The 26,574-nt window shown below is 73.3% G+C and carries 26 protein-coding genes; 10 read left to right on the forward strand and 16 right to left on the reverse strand.

The window, feature by feature from the left end; all coding sequences use genetic code 11:
- The first annotated feature begins 123 nt into the window (after positions 1-123).
- Positions 124-1,416 (forward strand): Ig-like domain-containing protein, encoded by a 1,293-nt coding sequence (locus ASE20_RS19285; RefSeq protein ID WP_056896173.1) that lies wholly within the window; start codon positions 124-126, stop codon positions 1,414-1,416.
- Between the two features lie 2 nt (positions 1,417-1,418).
- Here the strand turns inward: ASE20_RS19285 and ASE20_RS19290 are convergent, their stop codons facing one another.
- From ASE20_RS19290 to ASE20_RS19320, 7 genes are read right to left on the reverse strand one after another with little or no spacing between them, the layout of a single operon-like run.
- Positions 1,419-1,853: a pilus assembly protein TadG-related protein gene (locus ASE20_RS19290; RefSeq protein ID WP_056896174.1), complete on the reverse strand. Its 435-nt coding sequence runs from the start codon at positions 1,851-1,853 to the stop codon at positions 1,419-1,421.
- A complete protein-coding gene (locus ASE20_RS19295; RefSeq protein WP_056896175.1) occupies positions 1,850-2,302 on the reverse strand; it encodes a hypothetical protein in 453 nt (150 codons plus the stop codon). Before ASE20_RS19295 ends, ASE20_RS19290 begins: the two co-directional genes overlap by 4 nt.
- The gene (locus ASE20_RS19300; RefSeq protein ID WP_056896176.1) at positions 2,299-2,688 is read right to left on the reverse strand and encodes a TadE/TadG family type IV pilus assembly protein; all 390 of its coding nucleotides are present in this window, start codon (positions 2,686-2,688) and stop codon (positions 2,299-2,301) included. The genes ASE20_RS19295 and ASE20_RS19300 overlap by 4 nt, the downstream gene beginning before the upstream one ends.
- An 8-nt stretch (positions 2,689-2,696) precedes the next feature.
- Positions 2,697-2,882 carry a hypothetical protein gene (locus ASE20_RS19305; RefSeq protein WP_056896177.1) on the reverse strand — a complete coding sequence of 62 codons (186 nt, stop codon included), beginning with the start codon at positions 2,880-2,882 and terminating at the stop codon, positions 2,697-2,699.
- 27 nt (positions 2,883-2,909) lie between these two features.
- Positions 2,910-3,836: a type II secretion system F family protein gene (locus ASE20_RS19310; RefSeq protein WP_056896178.1), complete on the reverse strand. Its 927-nt coding sequence runs from the start codon at positions 3,834-3,836 to the stop codon at positions 2,910-2,912.
- Positions 3,833-4,687, reverse strand: coding sequence for a type II secretion system F family protein (locus ASE20_RS19315; RefSeq protein ID WP_056896179.1), 855 nt, complete (start codon positions 4,685-4,687; stop codon positions 3,833-3,835). The genes ASE20_RS19310 and ASE20_RS19315 overlap by 4 nt, the downstream gene beginning before the upstream one ends.
- Positions 4,688-4,689: 2 nt before the next feature.
- Positions 4,690-5,970, reverse strand: a complete 1,281-nt coding sequence (locus ASE20_RS19320; protein WP_082612597.1) for a CpaF family protein — start codon at positions 5,968-5,970, stop codon at positions 4,690-4,692.
- A gap of 188 nt (positions 5,971-6,158) precedes the next feature.
- Here ASE20_RS19320 and ASE20_RS19325 point away from each other — a divergent pair, with 188 nt between their 5' ends.
- Complete coding sequence (locus ASE20_RS19325; RefSeq protein ID WP_056896180.1) at positions 6,159-6,791, forward strand: hypothetical protein; 633 nt, start codon at positions 6,159-6,161, stop codon at positions 6,789-6,791.
- Between the two features lie 7 nt (positions 6,792-6,798).
- Here the strand turns inward: ASE20_RS19325 and ASE20_RS19330 are convergent, their stop codons facing one another.
- Positions 6,799-7,782: an AraC family transcriptional regulator gene (locus ASE20_RS19330; RefSeq protein ID WP_056896181.1), complete on the reverse strand. Its 984-nt coding sequence runs from the start codon at positions 7,780-7,782 to the stop codon at positions 6,799-6,801.
- A gap of 85 nt (positions 7,783-7,867) precedes the next feature.
- Between ASE20_RS19330 and ASE20_RS19335 the strand changes: the two genes are divergently transcribed.
- From ASE20_RS19335 to ASE20_RS19360, 6 genes are all read left to right on the forward strand, one after another.
- Positions 7,868-8,122: a DUF4242 domain-containing protein gene (locus ASE20_RS19335; RefSeq protein WP_056896182.1), complete on the forward strand. Its 255-nt coding sequence runs from the start codon at positions 7,868-7,870 to the stop codon at positions 8,120-8,122.
- Positions 8,123-8,147: 25 nt separating this feature from the next.
- Positions 8,148-8,345 carry a hypothetical protein gene (locus ASE20_RS19340; RefSeq protein WP_056896183.1) on the forward strand — a complete coding sequence of 66 codons (198 nt, stop codon included), beginning with the start codon at positions 8,148-8,150 and terminating at the stop codon, positions 8,343-8,345.
- Between the two features lie 28 nt (positions 8,346-8,373).
- A complete protein-coding gene (locus ASE20_RS19345) occupies positions 8,374-11,202 on the forward strand; it encodes a BTAD domain-containing putative transcriptional regulator (protein ID WP_056896184.1) in 2,829 nt (942 codons plus the stop codon).
- Between the two features lie 97 nt (positions 11,203-11,299).
- A complete protein-coding gene (locus tag ASE20_RS19350; RefSeq protein WP_056896185.1) occupies positions 11,300-11,821 on the forward strand; it encodes a GNAT family N-acetyltransferase in 522 nt (173 codons plus the stop codon).
- Positions 11,818-13,602, forward strand: coding sequence for a hypothetical protein (locus ASE20_RS19355; RefSeq protein WP_056896186.1), 1,785 nt, complete (start codon positions 11,818-11,820; stop codon positions 13,600-13,602). Before ASE20_RS19350 ends, ASE20_RS19355 begins: the two co-directional genes overlap by 4 nt.
- Positions 13,603-13,635: 33 nt before the next feature.
- Complete coding sequence (locus tag ASE20_RS19360; RefSeq protein ID WP_056896187.1) at positions 13,636-14,961, forward strand: hypothetical protein; 1,326 nt, start codon at positions 13,636-13,638, stop codon at positions 14,959-14,961.
- A gap of 11 nt (positions 14,962-14,972) precedes the next feature.
- Here ASE20_RS19360 and ASE20_RS19365 read toward each other — a convergent pair whose 3' ends face one another.
- From ASE20_RS19365 to ASE20_RS19395, 7 genes are all read right to left on the reverse strand, one after another.
- Positions 14,973-15,590, reverse strand: coding sequence for a MazG nucleotide pyrophosphohydrolase domain-containing protein (locus tag ASE20_RS19365; protein WP_056896188.1), 618 nt, complete (start codon positions 15,588-15,590; stop codon positions 14,973-14,975).
- Positions 15,590-16,327, reverse strand: a complete 738-nt coding sequence (locus tag ASE20_RS19370; protein WP_056896189.1) for a hypothetical protein — start codon at positions 16,325-16,327, stop codon at positions 15,590-15,592. The genes ASE20_RS19365 and ASE20_RS19370 overlap by 1 nt, the downstream gene beginning before the upstream one ends.
- Positions 16,328-16,332: 5 nt before the next feature.
- Positions 16,333-19,860 carry a transcription-repair coupling factor gene (gene mfd / locus ASE20_RS19375; protein ID WP_056896190.1) on the reverse strand — a complete coding sequence of 1,176 codons (3,528 nt, stop codon included), beginning with the start codon at positions 19,858-19,860 and terminating at the stop codon, positions 16,333-16,335.
- A gap of 105 nt (positions 19,861-19,965) precedes the next feature.
- Positions 19,966-21,294 carry a serpin family protein gene (locus ASE20_RS19380; RefSeq protein ID WP_056896191.1) on the reverse strand — a complete coding sequence of 443 codons (1,329 nt, stop codon included), beginning with the start codon at positions 21,292-21,294 and terminating at the stop codon, positions 19,966-19,968.
- Between the two features lie 46 nt (positions 21,295-21,340).
- Positions 21,341-21,790: a DUF3817 domain-containing protein gene (locus tag ASE20_RS19385; protein WP_082612601.1), complete on the reverse strand. Its 450-nt coding sequence runs from the start codon at positions 21,788-21,790 to the stop codon at positions 21,341-21,343.
- Positions 21,787-22,575: a siderophore-interacting protein gene (locus ASE20_RS19390; protein ID WP_225869245.1), complete on the reverse strand. Its 789-nt coding sequence runs from the start codon at positions 22,573-22,575 to the stop codon at positions 21,787-21,789. Before ASE20_RS19390 ends, ASE20_RS19385 begins: the two co-directional genes overlap by 4 nt.
- Positions 22,576-22,619: 44 nt before the next feature.
- Complete coding sequence (locus ASE20_RS19395; protein WP_082612603.1) at positions 22,620-23,393, reverse strand: isoprenyl transferase; 774 nt, start codon at positions 23,391-23,393, stop codon at positions 22,620-22,622.
- A 110-nt stretch (positions 23,394-23,503) separates the two neighbouring features.
- Between ASE20_RS19395 and ASE20_RS19400 the strand changes: the two genes are divergently transcribed.
- Both ASE20_RS19400 and trhA read left to right on the forward strand, forming a co-directional pair.
- Positions 23,504-24,538 carry an AIM24 family protein gene (locus tag ASE20_RS19400; protein WP_056896194.1) on the forward strand — a complete coding sequence of 345 codons (1,035 nt, stop codon included), beginning with the start codon at positions 23,504-23,506 and terminating at the stop codon, positions 24,536-24,538.
- Positions 24,539-24,638: 100 nt separating this feature from the next.
- Positions 24,639-25,379 carry a PAQR family membrane homeostasis protein TrhA gene (trhA, locus tag ASE20_RS19405; RefSeq protein WP_082612605.1) on the forward strand — a complete coding sequence of 247 codons (741 nt, stop codon included), beginning with the start codon at positions 24,639-24,641 and terminating at the stop codon, positions 25,377-25,379.
- On the opposite strand, the gene ASE20_RS19410 is transcribed toward trhA, so the two are convergent.
- Complete coding sequence (locus ASE20_RS19410) at positions 25,364-26,551, reverse strand: methyltransferase domain-containing protein (RefSeq protein ID WP_056896406.1); 1,188 nt, start codon at positions 26,549-26,551, stop codon at positions 25,364-25,366. The genes trhA and ASE20_RS19410 overlap by 16 nt on opposite strands.
- Positions 26,552-26,574 lie beyond the last annotated feature (23 nt).

Here is a 26,574-nt window from a genome sequence, read left to right on the forward strand (position 1 = left end):
CCATCCCCCTCCCCCACGAGAGCTGCCCGTGGCGACTTCGGTCGCCTCGGGCAGCTCTTCTTTTACTTGCCTGTTCCTGCCAATTCGCCTTCGCCGGGGCGGTTCGGCTGTTTCAATCGACGGATGCTCCTGGTACGTCGCCTGCTCGTCGCCCTGCTCCTGACGGCGCCGCTCGTCGCCACCGGCCCGGTGCCGCTGCCGGCCGCGCGGGCCGACGACGGGCGGGAGCCGGCCTATCTCGTGCTCTCCCCGCACGAGATCTGGTCGTTCTACGGCGATCCCGTCGACGTGACGGTCTACGGCCTCTCGGAGGCGGGCCCGGTCCTCAGTCCGGTCACCGTGTTCGCGAGCGGTCGCGCGGTCGGAACTGCTGCGCTCGAGCCCACCGGCAACGCCTGGAGCGAGGCGCACTTCACCTTCCCCGGGCATCTCGAACCCGGCTCCTACACGCTCTACGCCACGTTCGCTGGAGACGACCGGTTCGCCCCGGCATCGACGCACGAGTACCCCTACGACGTGGTGCCTGCCGAGACCTCCGTCAGCGTGACCGCGAGTCCGGCCACACCGTGGGCACAGCAGCGCGTCACGGTGACCGCCACGGTCACTCCGTCGACCGACGCCGCGGAGCTGACGGGGACCGTCACCTTCCGTGACCGCGACGACGTCGTTGCCGTCCGTCCCGTCGGGGAGGACGGCACAGCGAGCGTCACGACCGAGGTGCCGGCGGGTTCGACCAGGATCGTCGCCAGGTACTCGGGGGACGCCCACTTCGAGTACTCCGAAGGACAGGTCGACCTCTACGGACGCCTCGTCCCGACCACCACCTCCGTCACCCACCAGGGCGGCTCGTTGACCTACGGCGACCCTGTACACCTCGACGGCCTGGTGACCTCCACCGTCGCGGACATGGGCGCCCCGACCGGCGGCGCAGTCACCTTCACCGTCGACGGGCACGCGGTCGGCACCGTTGCTCCCGTTCCCGGCGCCGGCGTGACCTCCCTCGCCGGTCTCGACCTCGACACCCTCGGCGCCGGGCCGCACCGGGTCGGGGCGTCGTACGGATCCAGTCCGGGGTTCGAACCCAGCACCGCGACGTCCTTCGACCTCGTGGTCGCGAAGCGCGCGACCACGATGAGCGCCGCGCCCGTGTTCCTCGGCCTGAACCCCTTCGCGATGCCGAACGGCGTGCTCCGCGCGACGGTGCGAGGCGGGGGCACGGTGACAGCCGGGCTGCCGGTGACGTTCACGGCCGGCAGGACCGCGCTCTGCACGGCGACCACGGACGCCTCCGGCGTCGCGATCTGCGACGCCCGCACCCAGAAACTGGCGCTGACGCTCAACGGCGGGTACGTCGCGACCTTCGCCGGCGACGCCAACAACCTCGGCTCGTCCGCACGCGGCAACCTGGTCGGCTGACCTCACTCCTCCGGATCGACGACCGCGGAGCCGACCGAACGGACCGACGGCCGCTCCGGGCCGCCCGGGAGCGAGAGCGGCAGGTCGACCGGCGCGACCAGCTCGACGACCACCCGGTCGCCGTCGACGTGCACGACCGCCCGGAGGCCCGGGTGGTCCTGCTCGGCCCCGGAGTCGCGGAGGTAGGCCCGCACGGCCCGCTCGGCCTCGCGGTCGCTGATCGCGAGGTCGTCGCGGGCGAGTCCGCCGTCGTACGCGTCCCTGCCCTGCGCACCGAGGTCGGCCCCCTGCAGCGCGGCGCCGTCGGCCAGCTCGTCGAGTCGCTGGCGGGCGAGGAAGGCGGCGCTCGCGTCGACCACGACGGCGACCAGCAGCAGGATCACCGCCATGAACGCGATGATCAGCGGCGTCGAGCTGCCGCGCTCGTCACGAATCATCGGCGGTCGATCTCCTGGTAGCGGCCGATCGGGACGGTGTGCTCGGCGCTGAGCCGGAAGGTCGGCGCCCCGCTGCCGAGCACGTCGGGCAGCAGCGGCAACCGCACGGCCGACGTGATGCGGACGGTGATCACGGAGGTGCCGCTGTGGCACTGGTGCGGGTACGGCGAGCAGGTCACCGTGACGCTGAGCGGCACGTCGTGCAGGCCCTGGTCGGCGAGCGTCTGGCGTGCGACCACCAGCGCCCGCCGCTCCCCCACGGCGTCGTCGGGCGCGAGGGCGTAGGCGCGCGCCGCGGCCCGTGCCGCACCGCTCACGCCGAACGAACCGCGCTGCACCTCGAACACCGACAGCACGATCCACAGCAGCGGGAGCAGGAGCAGCACGCCCATCCAGATCACCTCGACCAGGCCGCTGCCACGCTCGTCCGCGCGTCGCCGACGGCTCACCGCGGGTCCTCCACGACCGCCCGCCCAAAGACCGTGAACTCGACGGCCGGGCCGCCGAGGCCGAGCGCCGGGACCTTCGCGTGCACGCTGATCTCCACCGCCGGGGCACCGGCGACCGTGACCCGGCGTACGTCGACGTCCTCGGCGTACCGGCCGCCCACCGACTCCGCGATCTGCTCACGCGTCCGCGCCACCCCGTCGCCGGGACTGCTGCCCGACGTCGCTGCCAGCCGGGCGCCCTCGGACGCCGCGGCCGCGAGGGTGGTGCGCACGTGCAGCACCAGCGCGACCTGCAGGATCCCGAGCACGACCGGCAGCAGGACCACCGTGACGAGGGTGAAGTCGACGAGGGCCGAGCCGCGCTGGTCGTGGCGGCGCCTGCCCATCCCCTCCCTCACCTCACCGAGTTGAGCGCCGACTGAAGGATCGCGAGCAGCTGCGGCCGGGCGAGGCCGAAGATCGCCACGCCGAGGCCGATGGTCATCACGGTCACCAGGACCCAGCCCGGTACGTCGCCGCGCTGGTCGTGCTGGCCCGGGGCCCGCCATCGTCGGCGGAGCAGGTCGATCGGAGTGCGCACGGTGTTTCCTTCCCGAGAGGTGCGAGGTCAGTAGCTGAGCGAGAGGCCGATGAATCCGGGCCAGAAGGCGAACATGACGGTGACGGGTAGGACGAGGAAGACGACGGGGACCAGCATCAGGATCTCCTTGCGCGAGGCCTGCTCGATCAGCGCGCGACGACCCGCCTCGCGGACGTCGGCGGCCTGCGCGTGCAGCACGTCGGCCAGCGGGGTGCCCCGTTCGACCGCCACCGCGATCCCGTGCGCGAAGCGCGCCACGATCGGCACCCCCGTCGTCGCCGCCAGGTGGTCGAAGGCGTCGGCGACCGGGTCGCCCGTGCGGATCCGGGCGAGCACCTCGGAGAGGTCGCGCGACAGCTCGCCGCCGCTGCGGCGCACGACCCTCCCGAGCGCCGCCACCGGGGCCTCCCCCGCGGCGACACTGAGCGCGAGGAGCTCGGCGATCGTCGGGAACTCCGCCACGATCGCGGCCTCCCGCGCGCGGACCTGCGCACTCAGCCGGTTGTCGCGCAGCAGCACGCCGAAGACGAAGGCGACGCCGCACACCACCAGCAGCGGCAGCGGGTTGCCGGGGCGGCTCCACGTGCGCAGCAGGCCGTAGGCGGCGGCGATCCCGAAGCCCGCGAGCCCCCAGAGGACCTGCTGCACGCGGAACTCGTGGACCGTCAGGTCGAGCCCGGCCCGCCCGAGGCGGCGGCGCACCGACGGGGTCCCACCGAGCACCCGCTCCACCGCGTCGGCCGCCCGGCGCAGCGCGGGGCCGAACACCGCCGCGACGACATTGCCCGGCACGACCGCCGCCGGGGCTCGCCGGGCGGGGGTCAGGTCGCGGACGTAGGGCAGCACGCGCGCCTCGAGTCGGGGGCGCCGGATCGCCGCGACCCGTGCGACGACGAGGGCCACGCCGGCCGTCGTACCGAGTCCGATGAGCCCGCCCCACATGGCCGGGCTCACCGGAGTACTCGGTGCTCGACGGGCAGTCGGCCGAGCCGGGTCATCAGCCGGTAGGCCACGACGCAGACGACGGCGCCGAGCGTGAGCACCACCGCGCCGGCCGGCGACTGGTAGCGCTCGATCACGGTGCGCTGGGTGGACATGACGAGCAGCACGACCCACGGTGCGGCCACGCCGACGCGCGCGCCGTTGACCGCCCAGGACTGGCGGGCCTCGAGCTCGGAGCGGGTGCGGAGGTCGTCGCGCAGGTAGCTCGACAGGTTCCTGAGCAACCTCCCGAGCTGACCACCGCCGACCTCGCGCGCGATCCGCAGGCCCTCGACGACGCGGTCGCCCACGGGGTCGGCCAGCCGGTCCTTGAGCCGGTCGAGGCAGTCGCCGAACCGCCCCGAGACCTGGTAGTCGAGCGCGAACGCGTCGAACGCCGGCCGCAACGGCTCCGGGCCGCGCACCGCCAGCGCCGCGACGGCGTCGGGCAACGACATCCCGGCCCGTACGGCGGAGGCGAGGTCGTCGACGGCCTCGGGCCACACCTCCGCGAGCTCCCGCTGCCGCCGGCGCGCACGACCCTTCACGACGGCGTACGGCAGGTAGCCCGCGAGGACGCCGAACACCAGCGCGACCGGCACGGCCCGCGTGGTGCCCAGGACCAGCACCGCCGCGGTGAGTCCGGCGCCGAGGCAGAGGGCGACGAGCGACCTCGGCGAGACATCGCGGAGGCCGGCCTCGGCGAGCAGCTCGCCGGTGCGACCCCTGCGTGGACGGGCCGGTCGCTCCTCGCGCGGCTGCTGGAAGGCCGACCAGACCAGCAGCAACCCGACCCCGACGCCGAGCCCGACGAGCGCCCCCATGCTCAGCCGGCCCCGTTGAGCAGGCGGACGACGTCGGTGCCGGTGCGGTGGAAGTGCTCGAGCCGCGGCGGCAGCCCGATCCCCCGCTCCAGCCGTCCGTCGCGCCACTCGAACACGGGCTCGGTCTCGATGACGTCGCCCTCCATCCGCCCCGGCACGGCCACGATCTCGACCACCCGCCGCGCCCCCGAGGGGTCGAGCGCGAGGTGGACGACGAGGTCGACCGACGCCGCCACGGTCGGGACGACGAAGCGGGCCGAGATGTTCTCCCCGGCCAGCAGCGGCAGCGTGCAGGCCTTGGTGAGCGCCTCGCGGGCGCTGTTGGCGTGCAAGGTGCACATCCCCGGGAGCCCGGCGTTGAGGGCCAGCAGGAGGTCGAGGCACTCCTCGGACCGGACCTCACCGACGATGATCCGGCTCGGCCGCATGCGCAGCGACTCCTTCACGAGGTCGCGGAGCCGGATCTCACCGGTGCCCTCGAGGCCTTCCTGCCGCGTCTGGAGGGCGACCCAGTCCGGGTGCGCGAACCGGATCTCGAAGACCTCCTCGGCCGAGATCACCCGCTCCCCACCGGGGATCGCGGCCGCCAGGCAGTTGAGCATGGTCGTCTTGCCGGCCTGGGTCCCTCCGGTCACGAGGATGTTCAACCCGGCCCGCACGGACGCCTCGAGGAAGTGCGCGGCGGGGGCCGTCAGCGTGCCGAGCTCGACCAGCTCCGAGAGCCGCGTGGCACGGACGACGAACTTGCGGATGTTGACCGCCGAGAACCCGCGCGAGATGCCCTGGAGCACGACGTGCAACCGGTGACCCGCCGGCAGCATGGCGTCGACGAACGGCCGGCTGAGGTCGATCCGCCGCCCGGTGCTCTTCAGCATCCGCTCGACGAGCTCGGTCACCTGGGCCTCGGTCAGCACCAGGTTGGTCAGCTCGTGGCGCCCCTGCCGTGCGATGAACACCCGGTCCGGGCTGTTGATCCACAGCTCCTCGACGGTCGGGTCGTCGAGGTACGGCTGCAGCGGTCCGAAGCCCGCGACCCGCGCGACCAGCTCCGCCACCAGTGCGTCGGCGTCGGCGACGGGGGCGACCACGCCGGTGAGGCTGCGCTCGTCGTGGGCGCGGACCAGGCCGGTGGCGAGGCGTCGTACGGCCGGGACCTCGTGCTGCGGGTCGATGCCGTCACGTCGTACGGCGGCGCGGAGGTCCTCGTCGAGGCGCGCGACCACGTCGTCGGACGCCGGCGCGGACCCGACGCCGGGCGGCAGGGTCGGCTGCAACAGGGCCATGGCGACTCCCCCGAGATAGGACTGCTGTGGCTGCGTGAACCGTAAGCCACACCGCGCGATTGCGGTAGGGGTGGCGCCGGCGCCCTGTGGAGGACCGCCCCCTACGCGAGAACTCTCTGCTGGACGCCCGCCCGGGGTAGGTTCACAGGACCCGAAGCCCCACCCCCCCAGCAGCGAGCGAGACCACCATGCAGCCGACCGACACCCTGGACGGCATGCTCGCGTTCAACGCCAACTGGACCGGGCGCGACCGCGAGACCCTGAGCCGCGTGGCGAGCGCCGCCTCGATCACGGACTGGCGCTACTTCAAGAACGGCAACCGTCCGGGCTACTGGGGCAGCAACGCCGCGGGCGAGCGCCTGGTGTGGGTGATGGCCGGCCGGGTGCGGGTGCACGCCGACCACGCGTCGACGACCGTGCCGCTGCTGGCCGAGTCGGGCCTGGACCCCCAGCCGACCGCCACCGAGCCGTGGGCGAGCCACGAGGTCCTCCTCAGCAACGCCGGCGGGACGGGCCGGGCCCGGGGCGCCACCACGTCCAACGCCGATGCCGCCATCGCCGCGGTGCCCGTGCTGCGCGCGGCCGCACTGGCCAACCAGACCCTGACCTACGCCGAGTTCGCCGAGGCGGTCGGCACCGTCCCGCGCAACGCCGGCGCCGTCCTGAAGATCTTCATGATCAGTGGCGAGGACGCGCGTCGGGCGGCGTTCGTCGTCGACCCCGCCACGGGTGAGCCGAGCCACGGCCACACCAGTACGGCGCCCGCCGAGGCGCGGGCTGCGGCGCACCGCCTGGCCCGGCTGCTGCACGGCGACGACTGAGGGCTGCTCAAACGGCGGGAGCCGGACCGGCACCTCGCCGCCAGTGGCTGGGCGCGACCTCGTGCTTGCGCTTGAAGGCCCGGCTGAAGGCCTCCTCCGACTCGTAGCCGACGCGCCGCGCGATCGCGGCGACGCCGAGGTCGGACGTGGCCAGCAGGTCCTGGGCGACGTGCATCCGCCAGGCGGTGAGGTAGCGGATGGGCGGGACGCCCAGCACCGCACGGAAGTGCTCGTCGAGGACCGTCTCGGAGGAGCAGGCCAGCGCGGCCAGCTCAGCGACCGTCCACTTGTGCCCGGGGTCGCGGTGGATGCGGGCCAGGGCAGGCGCCAGGACCGGGTCGCGGAGCGCGCGCAGGAAGCCGACGGTCGAGGCGGGCGCCTCGGCGAGGTGCAGCTTGAGCACCTCGGTGAGCAGCTGCTGGACGAGGTGCGGCGGAGTCGCGCCGTGGTCGGGGGCGTCGAGCGCGGTCTGCGACAGGGCGTAGTCGAGGCTGGCCCGGACCCAGTGCGCGGCCGGGCCGCGGGGACTCACGACCAGCACCTTGGGCAGCGCGCGCAGCTCGGGGTCGAAGAGGACCGAGTCCGGGACGAGGTAGCCGCACACGACGTGGGTGAGCGCGCCGCCGCGACCGTGCTCGATGAAGGGCATCGAGGTCCAGGGCGGCGGCGGGACGAGCGCGAGGGCCTCGACCACCTCGGCGTCCTCGGTGCCGCCCATGACGTGCGGGTCGCCGTACGGCAGCACGATCACGTCGCCCTCGTCGGCCCAGTGGCGGTCGCCGTCGACCTCGATCCAGCACCGCCCTGCGGCGACGACGTGGAACGGGACGATCCGCCGGGCGTGCGGGGCGAGCACGCGGCCCAGGTCGGCGTTGGGCGCGGAGCGGTAGGCCCAGCCCTCGGTGTACTGCGCGTGCAGGAAGATCGCGCCCTGCAGCCGGAGCTGCGCGAGGGCGTCGTCCAGCCCCGCGGCGGGGTCACGATCATCCATCGCGGCCCCTCGGTCATGGTCGGTGTGCGACGGGGGCACGAGGCTGAGTGTGACAGCAAGAGCCACCACCCGACAGGAGAAGACGATGCCCCTCTTCATGGACGTCCACGAGACGATGCCCGACGGCGCCACCGCCGCCGACGTGGCCGGCGCCCACGCCGAGGACCTGAAGGTCCAGGCGCAGTACGGCGTCGAGTACAAGAGCTACTGGGTCGACGAGACCAACGGCAAGATCTTCTGCCTGGTCGAGGCCCCGGACGCCGAGACCGCGGCCCGCGTGCACCGCGAGGCGCACGGCCTCGAGGCCGACCACATCTACCCGGTGGTCGTCGGCTCCTGAGCCTCCGGGCTGCGATCATGACGGCATGAGTCCCGCCCGTGACGCCCTCGACCGCTGGATCGCGTCCGGCGGCCAGTGGGACGTCGTGGCGGAGCAGGGCGACCGGGTGACGGTCGCCCTGTGCACGTGCGGGGGCGGCGAGGAGATGGACCGCGTCGTGCTGGACCGCGCCGAGCTGCCGATCCTCGACCAAAGGCCTGCACCGCCCGGGCGTCCCCTCTAGCCTTGGCCGGGTGTCCGGAGGCGATCAGGTGAGCGAGGTTCCCTTCCGGGTCCTCGGACCGATCGAGGTCCTCGACGCGACGGGCGCGCCGATCGACGTGGGGTCACCGCGGCACCGCGAGACGCTGGCGGCACTTGCGGTCGACGCCGGACGCGTCGTCTCGACCGACATGCTGCTCGACCGGGTGTGGGGCGAGACCGGCCGCGGCGGCACGCTGGCCAACCTGCAGGCGGTGATCTCCCGGCTGCGGGCGCGGTTGCGCGACGCCGGCGTGCCGGCGGAGATCGTGACGGCACCGCCCGGCTACCGGCTCGAGATCCCCGACGGGGCGCTCGACGCCGACCGGCTGACGGCCGGCGTGGAGCGGGCGCGGGAGGCGCTGGGGGCGGGCGACGAACCGACGGCACGGACGGCACTCGAGCGCGCGCTCGCGTGGTGGCGCGGGGAGCCCTTCGCCGACGTACCGCAGCCGTTCGCACGGGCCGAGGCGCTGCGCCTGGAGGGTGTGCGGCTCACCGGGGAGGAGCTCGCGGCCGAGCTCGACCTGCGGGCCGGGCACGCGGCCGGTGCGGTGGCCCGGCTGCAGGAGCTCGCGGCGCAGCACCCGTTGCGGGAGTCGGTGCGCGGCCAGCTGATGAGAGCGCTCTACCTCGCGGGCCGGCAGGCCGACGCCCTCGAGGAGTACGGCGCCCTGCGCACCCGCCTCGTCGAGGACCTCGGCGTGGACCCGGGCCCCGCGGTGCAACGGCTGTACCAGCAGATCCTCGAGCAGGACCCCGCCCTGCGCCCCGCCGCGGCCGCGCCGATGGCAACGCTCACCTCGAAGCCGAAGCCGCCGAGCGGCATCCCGTCCACCCTGCTGCTCGGAGACCTCGTCGGACGCGACCGCGACGTCGACTACCTCGTCGGCCTGCTCCGCGCACCGACGTCGCGGCTGGTGACGGTCACCGGCGTCGGTGGCTGCGGGAAGACGCGCGTCGCGCTGGCGGTGGCGAGCGCGGCAGAGGAGCACTTCGCTGACGGCGCCGTGCTCGTGCCGTTGGCACCGCTTCGCGACCAGACCGCCGTGATCCCGGCGATCGCGCACGCGGTCGGCGTCGCGGAGGGCGGCGACCCGTTCGCGGCCCTGCTGGACCTGTTGCGGGACCGTGAGCAGCTGCTGCTGCTCGACAACGCCGAGCACCTGGTCGACGCGTGGCCGGAGGTGGCAACCCTGGCCGCCGCCTGCCCGGGCCTGCGCATCCTCGTCACGAGCCGGACGCCGCTGCGGGTGCGCGGCGAAGTGCTCTACCCGCTGACCCCGCTCGACCAGCACGCCGCGGCCGAGCTTTTCGTGACCCGCGCCGCCGCGGTCGCCACGGGCCGGGCCTTCGTGCCCGACGACCCGGACGTCGTCCAGCTCGTCCACCGCCTCGCCGGCATCCCGCTGGCGATCGAGCTCGCCGCGGCACGCGTCCGCCTGCTCGCGCCGGCCGCGATGCTCGCGCGGCTCGACGAGGTGATGGCCGCCGAGGGCGCCCGCGACCTGCCTCCGCGCCAGCGCACCATGCGGGCGGCGATCGACTGGAGCTTCGAGCTCCTGTCCCCCGCCGAGCAGGCAGCGTTCCCCCGGCTCGCCGTGTTCGTCGGCGGGTTCGGGCTCGATGCTGCGGCCGCCGTGCTGGCCGACCTCGACGGCGGTGGCAACCTGCTCGCCCTCCTGGACGCGCTGGTGGAGCAGTCACTGCTCATCGTGGACCCGCACGGCGCACTCGGACCGCGTTTCCGCCTGCTCGAGCCGGTCGCGCAGTACGCCCTGACCCGGCTCTCCGCCGACGACGAGCGGGTCGCCAGGGACGCGCACCTGCGCCACTTCACGGGTCTGGCCGCCCACTACGAGCCGTCGCTCCGCGGCCCCGGCACGGTGGAGACCCTCGCCGGCATCGAGCTGGAGCACGCCAACATGGTGGCCGCGATCGAGTGGTCGCTGGTGTCCGGACAGCCCGACCTCGGCGGCTGGCTCGGCTGGCACCTCTGGCTGTTCTGGTGGGTCCGCGGCGCGCTGCGCGAGGGCCGCCGCCTCATGGAGGCCGTGCACGAGGTCGCGACCGACGACCTGATCCGGGTGCGGGCGGGCGCGGTCGCTGCCGCGCTGGCCTTCGCGCAGGGAGACCTGGCGTTCGCGCGCGAGCAGTGGACGACGAGCTCCGACCTCGCGCGCCGGATCGGCGACGTCGACGGCCTGCCCTACGCGTACGGCGGCATCGGCCTGGTCGCGCTTGCCGAGGACGACCTCGACTCCGCGGTCGCCGTCTTCGACGAGACCATCGCGCTGACCGAGTCCGCCGGGCTCGAGGGCGAGTGGTTGTGGACCCTGTCCCACGTGTGGCTCGGCACCGTCGAACTGCTGCGCGGGGAGGCCGACCGTGCGGCCTCGCTGGTCGACGACGCCGTGGCCGCCGGGCGCCGCCGCCACGACCCCCTCGCCGTCTACATCGCGCTGTTCACCGCCGTCCAGGTCTCCGTGGTCCGCGGCGACTTCCGTCGTGCCCGCGACCAGATCGCCGAAGGCGTGCGGCTCAGCCAGGAGACGCGCGACCACGCCAACCTCGCCTACCTGCTGGAGGCGCTGGCCGTGGTCGAGTCCCTCGACCGCGACGGCGACCTCGCGCGGGTCGGGGTGCTGCGCGGTGCGGCAGCCGAGCTGCGCGCCGGAGCGGGCGGCAACGTCTACGGCTACTACCGCCCGGACGAGGCGCTGATCGAGCAGGCGTCCGCGACCGCGCGGGCGAGCCGTGGTCCGTCGTACGACGAGGACATGGCCGCCGGTCGTGCCCTCGACGTGGCGGCCATGGAGGCCCTCGCGCTGCGGGACTGACCCCCGGGCCGGCGCGTCCGCCGCGCGACCTCGTCCCGACCACCGGTCGCAAGCCGACCGCAAGCGCGCTCCAAGCGCCCCCGGACAGGCTCGGCCCATGAGCACCGAACCCGACCCCTGGCTGCCCGCCGGCTGGGTCCACCCGACCCGTGTCGCGTTGACCGACGGCCACCACCTACGGCCGATGGGGCCCGCCGACGTCGAGCTGGACCTGCCTGCCGTGCGCAGCTCCCGCGAGCGCCTCTGGACGATCTACGGCCAGGCCTGGGGCTGGCCACCTGCCCACCTGAGCCGCGACGCGGACATCGACGACCTGGCCCACCACGCGGCCGAGACCGAGGCGCACGAGTCGTTCCTCTACGGCCTCTTCGACACCGGGGAGACCGCCCTCCTCGGCTGCGTCTACGTCGACCCGCCGAGCAAGGTGGGCGCCGACGCCGAGATCTCGTGGTGGGTGGTCGACGCCCTGCTCGGTTCGGACCTCGAGGCCTCGCTGGATGCCTTCGTCCCGCAGTGGATCGCCGCCGCCTGGCCCCTCACCCGCCCTCGGTACGTCGGCCGCGACCTCACCTGGGCCGACTGGCTCGCCCTGCCCGACCTCGTCGAGGAGACGGCGTGAGGCCGCGCGCCCTGGCCCGGCTGGTGGGCGGCCTCACCGCTGCCGGCCTCGGCCTGTTCCCCCTGACGTTCGCCGCGCCGGCCCACGCCGGCCAGGTCAACGTCACGATCGGCATCCAGGGCTCGGGATTCGTCCGGGTCGTCGAGGGATCCCTCGAGGACGGCGGCGCCGACACCTGCGACCAGAGCCAGAACCTCGACCACCGTGTGGTGCTGACCTGTGCACGGATCCGCAACGAGGAGCCCTTCGAGGCATGGGTGTGGCTTCGCCCCTCCGTGCTCTACTCGCCGCCGTACTGGGAGTTCACGGAGTGGCAGGGCTGCGACCAGCTCCGTGAGCGCAGCGGTGTCCAGGAGTGCGGCGTCGGCTCCTCCGCGTTCGGCACCAACGGCAAGTTCCCGGTCGCGGTCTTCCGCGACACGAAGGCGCCCGTCGTCAGCAACGTGCAGGCGATCCAGACCCCGCTCACCCAGGGTGGCTTCCGCTTCAGCTGGAGCCACGAGGGCGCGACGCGCAACGAGTGCCGGATCGACGGCGCCCCCTGGGCGACCTGTGCCACGCCGACCGACGTGCTCCTCGCCGAGGGCGCCCGCAGCTTCGAGGTCCGCGCCGAGGACGCGTCCGGCAACCTCAGTGAGGTCCGGCGGATCGAGGTGCGGTCGGTCGACACCGACCTGTACGGCAGGCCCGGCGAGCTGGTGAACAGCAGGACCGCTCAGTTCTGGTTCGCCACGCAGGCCGGCAACGCCTACGACTGCGCGCTCGACGGCGTGGAGGTCCCCTGCACCAACGAGGGTCAGGTCCGCTTCGACAACCTCGGTGACGGCGTGCACGCCTTCTCGGTCGGCGCGCGCTACGGCAGCTGGTACGACCCGACCCCGGCGCGCTGGACGTGGACCATCGACACCGCCGCTCCGGAGACCACCATCGACGGCGGACCCGCCGAAGGCAGCCATGTCGCCAGCCGCGGAGCGGACTTCTTCCTCACCACGCCGGGCTCCGCGGTCCGGATCGGCTGCACCCTCGACGCGGCGCCGATCCCCTGCAACCACGCGGCCTTCGTGCTGCGCGACCTCGCGCCCGGTGAGCACGTGCTGACCGCGGCGGGGACCGACGCGGCCGGCAACACCGACCCGACACCGGCCGTCCGGCGCTGGATCGTCGACGTCGCCGCACCGGACACCACGCTGACGGGCGGCCCTGCCGACGGGGCGATCGTGACCTCCACCACGGCGTCCGTCACGCTCGGTGCGAGCGAGGCCGGCGCCCGGGTGGCGTGCACCCTCGACGGGAAGGCACGCGCCTGCGCGCACGGCCTGCTCACGCTCTCCGGCCTGACCCCGGGCACGCACACCCTGTCCGCCACCGCGACCGACCTGGCCGGCAACACCGACCCGACCGCGGCGACACGCACCTGGACGGTCCCCGTCCCGGCCCGCTCGTTGGTCCGCACGACGGGGTGGTCGCTCACCAGCTCGTCCGCGGCCTATGGCGGCAAGGTGCTGTCGACCACCCGGCGCAACGCCGTGGCGTCGTACTCGGTGAAGGCGGCGCGGAGACTCGCGCTCGTCGTCGGTGGCGGTCCGACGCACGGCACCGTCCGCGTCTACGCCGGCAGCCGGGTCCTGAAGACCTTCTCGCTCCGCACCGGCCGCGCCCTCACCCGGCGCGTCGTCCCGATCGCCGGCTTTGCCAGCGCCTGGAGCGGCAAGGTCCGCGTCGTCGTCGTGACGTCAGGTCGCCCCGTCCGGCTCGAGGGCATCGCCGCCCCGACCCGCTGAACCCCGCAGATCCCCCACCTCGAAAGGAAAGTCATGCGTATCCGCAGGCTCGCCGCACTCTCCGCGGCACTGCTCACCACCGGTCTCCTCGGAGTCGCCCCGACCTTCGCCGGGTCCGCGTCCGCCGCCGAGAGCGAGTGGCAGGACGGCACGTCGTCGTCCGACACGATCATCAACTGCCCCACCCAGACTCCGGGCATCGGCTTCAGCGCGAACACGGGCTGGCGCTCGCCGACCGGCGAGGTCCCGAAGATCGGCGAGGAGTTCTGGATCCGCGGCTACATCGGCCTGATCAGCCTGCCCTGCAACGCTGAAGGGGCCGGCATCACCATCCCGGAGATCATCCTGCCGGCCGGCGTGCAGTTCGTCGACGAGCCGGTGCGGTGGGCGCTCTACACCGCCGGGACACCGGCGAACCTCTCGACCGGAGGCCTCGAGTACTGGGACGGGGTCAACGGCGGCGCGACGATCACCCAGACCGGTGACAAGCCGTTCACGGTCAAGCGTGGCCAGATCCTCGAGTTCCAGCTCCGGATCCGCTCCACCCGCGAGCTCAAGGGCCCCGCGACGCAGGCGCCCACCTGCATCGAGCGCCGGGAGGGCACCGCGCCGTGCCCGCGTTCGCAGTCCGGCGACCACCTGCAGTTCGCCTTCAACGTCGGTGGCCACGGCGGTGACAAGTACTACGTGACGCCGTACGTCCCGCTGTTCGCCGCCCAGGCGGGCACCGGCGGCGGGGGCGACACCACCGCACCCGTCACCAGCCTCGGCGCAGGCCCTGCCAACGGCGCGATCGTGCCGTCGACCTCGGCGTCCTTCACACTCGGCTCGTCGGAGGCTGGCTCCCGGTTCGCGTGCACACTCGACGGCAGGGCGCGCACCTGCGCCGGCGGTGCACAGACCGTGACCGGTCTCGCCCCGGGCACGCACACCTTCACCGCGAAGGCGACCGACCAGGCCGGCAACGCCGACGCCTCGCCCGCCGCCCGCACCTGGACGGTCCCCGTGCCGGCCCGTTCACTGACCCGGTCGGCCGGCTGGGCCCTGGCCACCTCGTCCAGGTCGTACGGCGGCAAGGTCGCCGCGACCACGCGTCGCAGCGCGTCGCTGTCGTACTCCGTCCGCAACGCCCGGCGCCTCGCCCTCGTCGCCAGCGGCGGCACGACGCACGGCACCGTCCGGGTCTACGCCGGCAGTCGCCTGGTCAAGACGGTCGCGCTCAGGACCAGCCGCACGACGACCAAGCGCGTGATCCCCGTCGCGAGCTTCGCCGGCGCGTGGTCCGGCAAGATCAGGATCGTCGTGGTCACCAGCGGCAAGCCGGTGCGGATCGAGGGACTCGCCGTCCCCACGCGCTGATCAGTGGCTGGTCACAGTCGGGCGCGGACCGCGTCCCGCAGTGCCTGCTCGGGATCGATCCCGGCGACCCGGGCCTCGGCGACCAGGGCGAGCAACCGCTCCCCCAGGTCGCCGGGGTCCGCCGTCGGGGTCGACGGGCGTCCGGCGCGCTCGAGCCGGTCGAGGACCTTGTCGGCGTACAGCAGGGCGGGCAGGGCCGACGGGACGCCGTCGTCGACCGGGCGGTCGGCCTTCTCGGCGGCCTTCACCTGCTGCCAGAGGTCGTTGACGGCCTCGGCGTCCAGGCCGTCGGCGGGGACGTCGCCGAAGACGTGCGGGTTGCGGCGCCGCATCTTGGCGGTGACGCCGCGGGCCACGTCGTCGAGGTCGAAGTCGCCGCGTTCCTCGGCGACGACCGCGTGGAAGACCACCTGCAGCAGCAGGTCACCGAGCTCCTCGGCGAGGTGCGTCCAGTCGCCGGAGTCCTCGCCCGCGTCGATCGCGTCGACGGTCTCGTAGGTCTCCTCGAGCAGGTAGCGCACCAGCGAGCGGTGGGTCTGCTCTCGCTTCCACGGGCACTCCGCGCGCAGCCGTCGCATGACGGCGACGAACTCCTCGACGGCGTACCCGTCCCCCGAGGACGCGGGCATCAGGCGCCCGGCTGGCCCTGGACGGCCGGGCCGCAGCGCTGCTCGGCGGGCAGCGCGGCGATCCGCGCGTCGGAGGCCTGCTGCTCCTCCATCGACGTGGGGCGGACCGCGATCTGCTCGTCGGTGCGGGCCTGGCCGCTGACGGCGACGGAGAGGCTGTCACCGAGGAAGTCGCTCGTCTCGGGGCGGTGGGTGCCGAAGACCGGGTTGAGCTCGACGCCCTCCTTGTCGAGCCACTCGTTGACGGCCTTCAGGCCGGCGGCCTGGGCCGCCTCGGCCGACTCGGCCTTGCCGGTGGTGTCGATCAGCAGCTGGCTGCCGATCTCGGCGAGCGGCTGCTCGAGGCGCAGCTGGACCCAGGTCAGGAACTCCAGCGAGTCGTAGTTGTCGTCGGTGACGACGTCCTCGCCCCACGCCCGCTCGACGAAGTCGCGCTCGACGCCGGCCGGCAGGTCCACGCTGTAGGCCGGCGCGATCTCCCCGACCGCGACCGCCTGCGCCCAGTTCCACGCGATCTGGGCGCGGATCGCGGCCTTGGCGTACGTCGGCGCCCCCTCTTGCGAGGCGGCGTAGGAGCAGTAGTCCTCGAGCGCGGAATCGACCTTGCTCAGCGCGATCGACTGGCCGTCGACCTCGGCGGCGACACCGGGCTGGGCGGCGTCGTCGGTGATGCCGCAGCCGGCTGCCAGGAGGGCGGTCGCGGCGACGGCGGTGACGAGCGAGGTACGACGGCGCACAGCTGTTACTCCTTGGGGTCGATGACCGAGTCGAGGACGAGTCGGGCCCATTCAAGCAGGGCGACCCCCTCGATGGGCGTTCCCGTCCTCCCCGGGATGCCCGGTCGCGGGACGAGGACCGACTCGAGCTGGTGCTTGACGATGGACTTCGGGTAGAGCCGGTTGAGCCGGATGGTGCGCGACTCGGGCAGCACGACCGGGTGGAACCGGACGTTCTTGCCCACCGTGGTGACCTCCCGGACACCCGCCTGCCGCACCCGCGCACGGAAGCGCGCGACGAGGAGCAGCGCGGCGACCTGCTCCGGCGGCTCGCCGTAGCGGTCCTGGAGCTCGGCGAGCACCTCGTCGACGTCGGCGTCGGTGCGGACCTCGGCCAGGCGCTTGTAGATCTCGAGCCGGAGCCGCTCGCTGGGGATGTAGTCGTGCGGCAGGTGCGCCTCGACGGGCAGCTCGATGCGGACCTCCTCCAGCTGCTCGGGCACCTCGCCGTCGCTGCGGAAGTCGCGGACCGCCTCGCCGACCAGGCGGACGTAGAGGTCGAAGCCGACGTCGGCGATGTGGCCGGACTGCTCGCCGCCGAGCAGGTTGCCGGCGCCGCGGATCTCGAGGTCCTTCATCGCGATCGCCATGCCGCCGCCGAGGTCGGAGTGCTGGGCGAGCGTCGCCAGCCGCTCGTGGGCGGTCTCGGTGAGCGGCTTCTCGGTCGGGTAGAGGAAGTAGGCGTACGCCCGCTCGCGGGAGCGGCCGACGCGACCACGCAGCTGGTGGAGCTGCGAGAGGCCGAGGGTGTCGGAGCGCTCGATGATCATCGTGTTCGCGTTGGACACGTCGATGCCGGACTCGACGATCGTGGTGCAGACCAGGACGTCGAAGCGCTTCTCCCAGAAGTCGAGCATCACCTGCTCGAGCTGGTGCTCGCCCATCTGGCCGTGGGCCGTGGCGACCCGCGCCTCGGGCACCAGCTCGCGGATCCGCGCCGCGGCCTTCTCGATCGAGCTGACCCGGTTGTGGATGTAGAACACCTGGCCGTCGCGGAGCAGCTCGCGTCGTACGGCGGCGACGACCTGGCGGTCCTCGTAGCCGCCGACGTAGGTCAGCACCGGGTGCCGCTCCTCCGGCGGCGTGGTGATCGTCGACATCTCGCGGATGCCGGTGATCGCCATCTCGAGCGTGCGCGGGATCGGCGTGGCCGACATGGAGAGGACGTCGACCGAGGTGCGCAGCCGCTTCATCGCCTCCTTGTGCTCGACGCCGAAGCGCTGCTCCTCGTCGACGATGATCAGGCCGAGGTCCTTGAACTTCGTGTCCGCGTTGAAGAGCCGGTGGGTGCCGACCACGACGTCGACGGTGCCGTCGGCCAGGCCGGCCATCGTCTCGGCGGCCTCCTTGTCGGTCTGGAACCGGCTCAGTGGCTTGAGGATCACGGGGAAGCCGCTCATCCGCTCACTGAAGGTGTCGAGGTGCTGGTTGACCAGCAGCGTCGTCGGCACCAGGACGGCGACCTGCTTGCCGTCCTGGACCGCCTTGAAGGCAGCACGGACCGCGATCTCGGTCTTGCCGTAGCCGACGTCGCCGCAGACCAGGCGGTCCATCGGGACGGTGCGCTCCATGTCGCCCTTGACCTCGTCGACCGTCGTCAGCTGGTCGGGGGTCTCGTGGAAGGGGAAGGCGTCCTCGAGCTCGCGCTGCCACGGGGTGTCGGGGCCGAAGGCGTGGCCCTGCGTGGCCTGGCGGGCGGCGTACAGCTTGATCAGCTCGGCCGCGATCTCGCGGACCGCCTTGCGCGCCCGGTTCTTGCGCTTGGTCCAGTCGCCGCCACCGAGCCGGTCGAGGCTGGGCTGCTCGCCACCCACGTAGCGGGTGACCTGGTCGAGGGTGTCGGCCGGCACGAACAGCCGGTCCGGCGGGCCACCGCGCTTGGAGGGGCCGTACTCGAGGACGAGGTACTCGCGGACCGCGCCCTGCACCTCGCGCTGCTTCATCTCCACGAAGCGGCCGACGCCGTGCTGCTCGTGGACGACGAAGTCGCCGGCCTTGAGCTCGAGCGGGTCGATCTGGCGCTTGCGGCGCACCGGCATCGCGCCCTTGTCGCGGGTCGACGCCTTGGCACCCACGACGTCCTCCCCGGTGAGGACGACGAGCTTGCGCGTCTCGTCGACGAGGCCGTGCGCGAGCGCGCCGCAGGTGATCGTGACGACGGCGGGGTCGAGGGTGGCACCCGACGGGATGCTCTCGACGAGGCGCGCCGGGACGTCCTTCTCCCCCAGCGCCTCGACCATGCGCTGCGCGGGGCCGTGGCCGGCGTGCACGACCGCGACCTGGTGGCCCGCGCCGTGCCAGCGGGCGATGTCGGTGAAGGCCTTCTCCACGTCCCCGCGGTACGACGGCGCCGGCTGCGCCGCCGAGTGGCCAGGGTTGGCATCGTCGTCGTCCAGGCCGAAGGGGCTGAACGTCCACCAGCTCTGGCCGCGCTCGCGCGCGTGGCTGCGCACGTCGCCCAGCTGGTGGTACGACGCCGCCTGCAGGTCGACCGGCGCCTGGCCGCCGCTCGCCGCGGTCGCCCACGAGGCGGCGAGGAACTCCTCGCTCGTCGCGACCAGGTCGTGCGCCCGGGCGCGGGCCCGCTCGGGGTCGAGCACCAGCACCTGCGTGTCCTCGGGGAGCAGGTCGACGAGCAGCTCGAGCTCGTCGACGAGCGCCGGGATCAGCGCCTCCATGCCCTCGACGGCGATGCCCTGCGCGAGCTTGTCGGTGATCTCGAGCAGCTGCGGGTGGGTCCGGCCGAGCTCGGCGGCCCTCGCCCGGACGTCGTCGGTCAGCAGCAGCTCGCGGCACGGTGGCGCCCACAGCCGGTCGACCTTGGCGATGGTGCGCTGGTCGGCGACCGCGAACGAGCGGATCTCGTCGACCTCGTCGCCGAACAGCTCGACGCGCAGCGGGTGCTCCTCGGTCGGCGGGAAGACGTCGACGATGCCGCCGCGGACGGCGAACTCGCCGCGCCTCTCGACCAGGTCGACCCGGGAGTAGGCGGCACCCACGAGCCCCGCGACGAGGTCGTCGAGGTCCGCCGTGTCGCCCACCGACAGCTCGACCGGCGTGAGGTCGCCGAGGCCCTTGACCTGCGGCTGCAGGACCGAGCGCACCGGGGCGACGAGCACCTGGACGGGCGCGGCCGTCGTACCGGGGGCGCCGGGGTGGCAGAGCCGGCGAAGGACGGCCAGGCGGCGGCCGACCGTGTCGCTGCGCGGGCTGAGCCGCTCGTGCGGGAGGGTCTCCCAGCTCGGGTAGTAGGCGACGCCGCCGGCGTCGACGAGGTCGCCCAGCTCGGCGACCAGCTGCTCGGCCTCACGGGTGGTCGCGGTGACCACCAGCACCGGCCGCCCCGAGCGCGCGAGCCCCGCGACGAGGAAGGGCCGCAGCGCCTCCGGACCGGTCAGCTCGCCGGTCGGCTGCTGGGCCCGGGACGCCTGCTCCAGCGAGGCAGCGAGGGCGGGGTCGGCCAGGACGGCGTCGGCGATGCCGGCGAGGTGCACGGGAGGCTCATTTCGGTGGAGAACAGCACGAGCGCCCCCGGTCGGAAAGGGACCGGGGGTGCAGGCTCCAGCGTACCGGCGCCCTCCGACAGCGGCCGTGGTCGACTACGCCGTCGGGTCGACCACCCGGCCGACGAAGAGCGGCGTGGCGTGCTCCACGTCGTGGATGACGTAGAGGAAGGGCCGGTCGACGGTCAGCACCACCGGGACCGGCGCGGAGGTCTCGGCCATCACCACGGCGGTGGCGGCGGCCGCCTCGGTGCCCTCCTCGTCGACGGCGATGAACGCCTGGTGGAAGACGTCGTCGACGACCAGGTCGAGGTCCTCGTCGGTCATCGGGGTGAAGTCCGCCTCGCCGAACGCGGCACGCATCCCCAGGCCCTCGAGCGGCTTCTTCAGCGACGCCGCGGTCCGGTGGCTCCAGCGCGGGAGGGTGAGGTCGACGACGGCCGCCTCGCTGCCGGTGAAGCCGGCGAAGCCCTCGGCGACGGCCTGCGCCTCGACCGCGGTGAAGGCGTCCGCGTCGGGGAGGACGATCGTCATGGCCAGGGTCCGGCCGGCGTACGGGACGGTGGCGGACTGCCAGCCGGTGCCACGCGCGACCGTGGCGCCCACGTCGGGGCGGCGCATCAGGTCGGTGTCGACACTCTTGCCGCCGGCGAGGTGGAAGGCGCCCCTCGCGGTCAGCGTCTTCTCGAAGGGCTGCTCCCACGGCGCCTTCAGGTAGATCGCGTCGACCAGCACCATCCGGGTGCTCGGGTCGAGCGAGCCCTCCGGCAGCAGGTCCTTGATCCGGTCCTCGGTGCGCTCCTCGACCCAGCCGTTGACCAGGCCGCGCGCCTCCTCGGTGGCACCGACGAAGTCGACCGCGCGCAGCGCGGCGCCGTACTCCTTGGCGAGCAGGTCGAGGAAGTCGGCGGACCAGCCGACGTCGCGCTGGCCGAACACCTGGTTGGCGGTGGCGAGGGCGAGGTCGGCCTTCGAGCCGTCGCCCCGCTCCTGCGGCCCGGCCAGCCCGTCGACGTGCGCCGTCAGCGCGTTGGCGCCCTTGTGCCACCGGTCGCCCAGGTCACCGACGCCGAGGACCTCGCGCATCTCCTTCGCGGTGGCGCCCGCCGCACCGGTGAGGGTCATGCCGAGCGCCACCAGCACGGAGTACGGCGACAGGACCACGTTGCCCGGCCCGGTCGCCAGGCTGCCGTACAGCCCACCGGCCAGGCCCTGCAGGCCCGCCACCACGTCCGGCAGCAGGCCGGGGTCGCCGGCGGCGCGCCTCACGTCCGAGGAGAGCAGCTGGATGCCGCCCTCGTCCGCCGGCAGCAGGACGTCCGGATCCGGGTTGTCGGAGGAGCCGCACGCGGTCAGCGCGCCGGCACCACCGAGGGCCGCGAGGGCGAGCAAGCCGTAGCGGAAGGTGTCGCGTCGATCGATCATGGTCCTTCGACGGTAGCGACGCAGGACCGGTTCCGCCGGGGAACGATCAGGAGGTCGGCGGACCCACGACCAGCGCGAGGCCGGTCAGCGCCGCGACGGCCACCAGGCCCACGGCGAGCCCGCGCAGCGGGTTGCGGAGCAGCCAGGCCACCACACGGTCGGGCAGCGAGGTGGTCGCGCCCGCGGGCAGCCGCCATGCGTCGCCCAGCCAGCCCTTGCGCACGGCCCACCACTCGAGCGGCAGGGTCGCCAGCGGCGGGATCGCCGCGAACAGCGCGAGCAGGCCGCGGCCGGCCGACCAGCGACGGTCCACCCAGACGACGACGGTCGTGACGACGTAGGCGACGAACACGACGCCGTGCGCCATGCCGAAGATCCGGACACCGGTCTCGTTCTCGGCCGGGCCGTACTTGAGGAACATGCCGAACAGCAGGCCGGTCCAGGTCACCGCCTCCGCGATCGCGACGGTGCGGAACAGGCGGGTCGGGGTGGTCACTTGGTCTCCTCTGCGGCCAGCTCGGCCTTCCACTCGCGGAACGCCTCCTCGGTGCGGCCCTGCTTCCAGTACGCCGACACGGACACGTCGTCGCGAGGGACGCCGCGCTCCCCGACCAGGTAGGGACGGATCTCCTTCATCACCGCCTGGCCCTCGCCGTGCACGAACGCGTGCACGCGGCCCTCGCGCCACGGCAGCGCGCGGACGGCGTCGGGCAGCGACGGGTGCGCGGCGTCGGAGCGGTGCAGCCAGGTCAACGTGACGCCGGCGGGTGTCGCGACCTCCTGCTCGTGCGCCGGCCCCTCGACCTGCAGCACGGCGTACCCCTCGGCGTCGGCGGGCAGTGCGGCGAGCGACTGGCGGATCGCGGGGATCGCGGCCTCGTCGCCGGCGAACAGGTGCCAGTCGGCGGCAGGGTCGGGCGCGTAGGCGCCGCCGGGACCGCGCACGGGGATCGTGTCGCCCGGCAGGGCGGTCGACGCCCAGGGGCCGGCGATGCCCTCGGCGCCGTGGACGACGAAGTCGATGGCGAGCGTGCCGGCGGCGGCGTCGGGCGCGACCACGGTGTAGGTCCGCAGCGTCGGCCGGCCGCCGCGCTCGAGCTCGGCGGGATCGCCGAAGACGAGCTTCACGTAGCGGTCGGTGAAGGCGCTGCCCTCGAAGGCCGCGAGGTCACCGGTGAAGTGGATCCGGACCATGCCCGGGCTCAGCTGCTCCTTGCGCGCGACGGTCAGCAAGGTGATCGGCTTCGCCGGCTTGGCCGGCCGCTCGGGGGTGGTGCTCACGAGCCCTGACAGTACCCGTGTGACCCAGCGCACCCGCGCCGTGATCAGGAGCCGAAGCGGCGCTCACGCTGGGCGTAGGCCCGGATCGCGCGGAGGAAGTCGACGCGGCGGAAGTCGGGCCAGTAGGCCTCGCAGAAGTAGAACTCCGACTTCGCGCTCTGCCAGAGCAGGAAGCCACCGAGGCGCTGCTCCCCCGACGTACGGATCACGAGGTCCGGGTCGGGCTGGCCCTTGGTGTAGAGGTGCTCCTCGATGTGCTCGATGTCGATCTGCTGGGCGAGCAGCTCGAGCGGCGTGCCGAGGGCGGCGTGCTCGGAGAGGAGCGAGCGGACGGCGTCGGCGATCTCGCGACGACCGCCGTAGGCGACCGCGACGTTGACGATCATCCCGTCGACGTCGGCGGTGGCCTCGGCCGCGGCCTTGAGCCGCTTGGCCACCGCGTCGGGCAGCAGGTCGAGGGCACCCACCGGGTGGAGCCGCCAGCGGCGCTGGTCGGCGAGCGAGTCGACTGCCTCGACGATGATCTCGAGCAGCGGCTCGAGCTCGCGGGCCGGGCGGTTGAGGTTGTCGGTGGAGAGCAGCCACAGGGTGACCACCTCGATGCCGACCTCGTCGCACCACGTGAGCAGCGGCTCGATGTTGGCGGCGCCGGCGCGGTGGCCGTGCGCGGTGTCGCGGCCGACCGCCTTGGCCCAGCGGCGGTTGCCGTCGAGCATCACCCCGACGTGCTTCGGGAGGCTGTCGGGCATCCGGCGAAGCATGCGCGCCTCGTAAGCGGGGTAGAGCACCCGCCGAACACCCCGCTTCCAGTCCGCCACGCTCAGATCGTAGGCCCCTTCCGGGGCAACCGGCAGGCTGACACGATGAGACCAGCGGGGAGGGCGGGAAATCGCGCCTCCCCATCCACGACGAGAGAGGTACCACGACGATGACCGCAGCTGCCTGGCATCCGGACCCGACCGGACGCCACGAGCTCCGCTACTGGGACGGCAACCAGTGGACCGACCACGTGTCCGACCAGGGGGTGCAGTCGACCTCCCCCCTGAACGCCGAGGCCGCCGCGTCCGAGGCCACGTCCGCGGAGAGCACCGACACCTCGTCGTACGACGGGGGGACGAGCGCGCTCGACGCCACCACCTCCGTCGCCCAGCCGGCCGCCACCGAGCAGGCCTGGTCGCCGCAGCCGACCCAGCAGCCGGCCCAGCAGTCGCAGCCCCCGGCCCAGCCGCCGGCGTACGCCCCCCAGGCGCAGCAGGGCTACGGCCAGCAGCAGGTCCCCGCCGACGCCTTCGCCGGCATCTCGGGCGAGCTGATCGACGGCCGGTTCACCGAGGTCGACGGCTCCGGCGCGATCCTGCAGAACAAGAAGCTGCTGCGGGTCCGGATCACCGAGCCGTTCATGGCCAAGCAGGGCGCGATGGTGGCCTACCAGGGCAACGTCAACTTCAACTACCAGGGCGGTGGCGCGGCCAAGTTCCTCAAGAAGGCGTTCACCGGCGAGGGCCTCTCGCTGATGCGGGTCGAGGGCCAGGGCGACGTCTTCCTCGCCGACTCGTCGCACGACGTGCACATCCTGCAGCTCAACAACAGCGGCCTGTCGGTCAACGGCAAGAACGTCCTCGCCTTCTCCGCCGCCCTCGACTGGAACATCGAGCGGGTCAAGGGCGGCAGCATCGCTGCGGGCGGCCTGTTCAACACCACCCTGCGCGGCACCGGCTGGGTGGCCATCACCACGGACGGTCCTCCGGTCGTGCTCAACCCGGGCGAGGCGGCGACCTTCGCCGACGCCCAGGCGCTCGTCGCCTGGTCGGTGCACCTGCAGACGTCGATCCGCTCGACCTTCACCGCCGGGTCGCTGATCGGCCGCGGCTCGGGCGAGGCCTTCCAGGTCGCCTTCCAGGGTCAGGGCTTCGTCATCGTGCAGCCCTCCGAGGGTGCCGAGGTGCCGCCGCACACCCACTGACCGACAACCACCGATCGGCCAGTTCGCGACGGCCGGATGAGCGTGACATCACGCCGTCCGGCCGTCGCTTGCGTTCTGCTCGCACGGGTACCCTCGAGCCATGAACCAGGCCATCCACCACGCGAACGATCGCGTCCGCGCGCGACTGGACGACCTCGGCGAGCAGATCAGCGAGAAGGTCGCCGACATCAAGCCGAAGCTGCGCGGATGGATCCACCTCATCTCGACCCCGCTGGTGCTCGCTGCAGGCATCGTGCTGATCTGCCTGTCCCCGACCGCGACCACCAGGATCGGCTCGGCGCTCTACGCCGGCTCGGCGCTCCTGCTGTTCGGCACCTCCGCGCTCTACCACCGCGGCACCTGGTCACCCAAGGTCTGGCAGGTCCTGAACCGGTTCGACCACTCGAACATCTTCCTGTTCATCGCCGGCTCCTACACGCCGTTCGCGCTGATCCTGCTCGAGGGCCCCTCCCGCGTGATCATGCTGTCGGTCGCGTGGACCGGCGCCCTGCTCGGCATCGCCTTCAAGCTGTTCTGGCCGACCGCCCCGCGCTGGATGTCGGCGCCGATCTACATCGCGCTCGGCTGGGCGGCGATCTTCTTCATCCCGGCGTTCTTCGAGGGCGCGACCGCGCTCGGCCTCGGCATCGGGATCGCGATCTTCGTGCTGATCGCCGTCGGCGGCGCGCTCTACACGGTCGGCGGGCTGGTCTACGGCTTCCAGTGGCCGAACCCGTCGCCGCGCGTCTTCGGCTTCCACGAGATCTTCCACGGCTTCACGATCGCCGCGTTCGTCGCGCACTACGTCGGCGTCTCGCTGGCGACCTACTCGCTGCGCTGAGCGCCGGCCCGGCGCTCGAGGAGCACCAACACCTCCGCGTGCGGGGTCTGCGGGAACATGTCGAGCACCCGCCCCCGCACCGGCCGGTACGACGCCAGCCCGGCCAGGTCGCGGGCCAGGGTCTCCGGGTTGCAGCTGGAGTAGAGCAGGTGCGCGGCGCCCGACTCCTCGAGCCGTTGCACCAGCTCGGCCCCCAGACCCCGCCGCGGCGGGTTGACCACCACGAGGTCGGCGTACCTGATGAGGGCCTGGTGCTCGGCCGCGGTGGCGTCGCCGACGGTGAACGCGATCTCGCCGGGCAGCCCGGCCTCGTCGCGTGAGCGCTCGGCGCTCCCGATCGCGTCCGCGCTGATCTCGATGCCGGTCACCGTCCGCCCCGGCGCGGCCAGGTGGAGGGCGAAGCCGCCGACGCCGCAGTACAGGTCGACCACCCGCTCCGCGCCGAGGTCGGCGGTCCAGGCGACGGCCTCGCGGTAGAGCGCCGCCGCGACCTCGGTGTTGGTCTGGAAGAAGCTGCGCGGGCGCAGGTGCAGGACGATCCCCGACTCCCCGCCGAGCCGCATCGGCAGGCTGTCGTGCTCGGTCAGCACCAGCTCGCGCTCCCCCTCGAGCACCGCCCGGTGGTCGGGCTGGACGTTGATCGTCAGGACCCGCACCGCCGGCAGCTCGGCCTGCAGCCACGGGAGGTGTTTGCGCACCCGCGCCTCGGCGGCAGTCGAGCGCAGCACGAGCCGGACCATCAGCTCCCCGTCCGGCGACTCGGTCACCAGGACGTGCTTGAGCTCGCCACGCTGGGCGACCGGGGCCGTCCCCGCCACGTCGTACGGCGTCAGCCCGGCCCGGCGCACGAAGTCCGCCAGCACCGGCAGTGCCGCCACGATCCCCGGCGTGTGCAGGGCACAGTCCCGCAGGTCCACGCCCTTCCCGCTCGGGTCGAGGATGCCGAGCGTCGGCTCCTGCGCCGTGCCACCGACGACCATCTTGGCCTTGTTGCGAAAGCCCTCCGGCGCACTGGTGACCGGCGGCTCCCAGACCATCCCGGAGGCGTCGACGAGCGCCCGGGTCGCGGCCTGCTTGGCGGCCAGCTGGTCGTCGTACCGGCGGCCGAGCCAGGTGCACGACCGGCACTCGCCCGCCGTGAAGTGGGCGCAGTCGAGCACGGCGAGGGACATGGCCTTCATCGTAGGCTGCCGCC

Source organism: Nocardioides sp. Root240, assembly GCF_001428825.1.
GTDB lineage: Bacteria > Actinomycetota > Actinomycetes > Propionibacteriales > Nocardioidaceae > Nocardioides.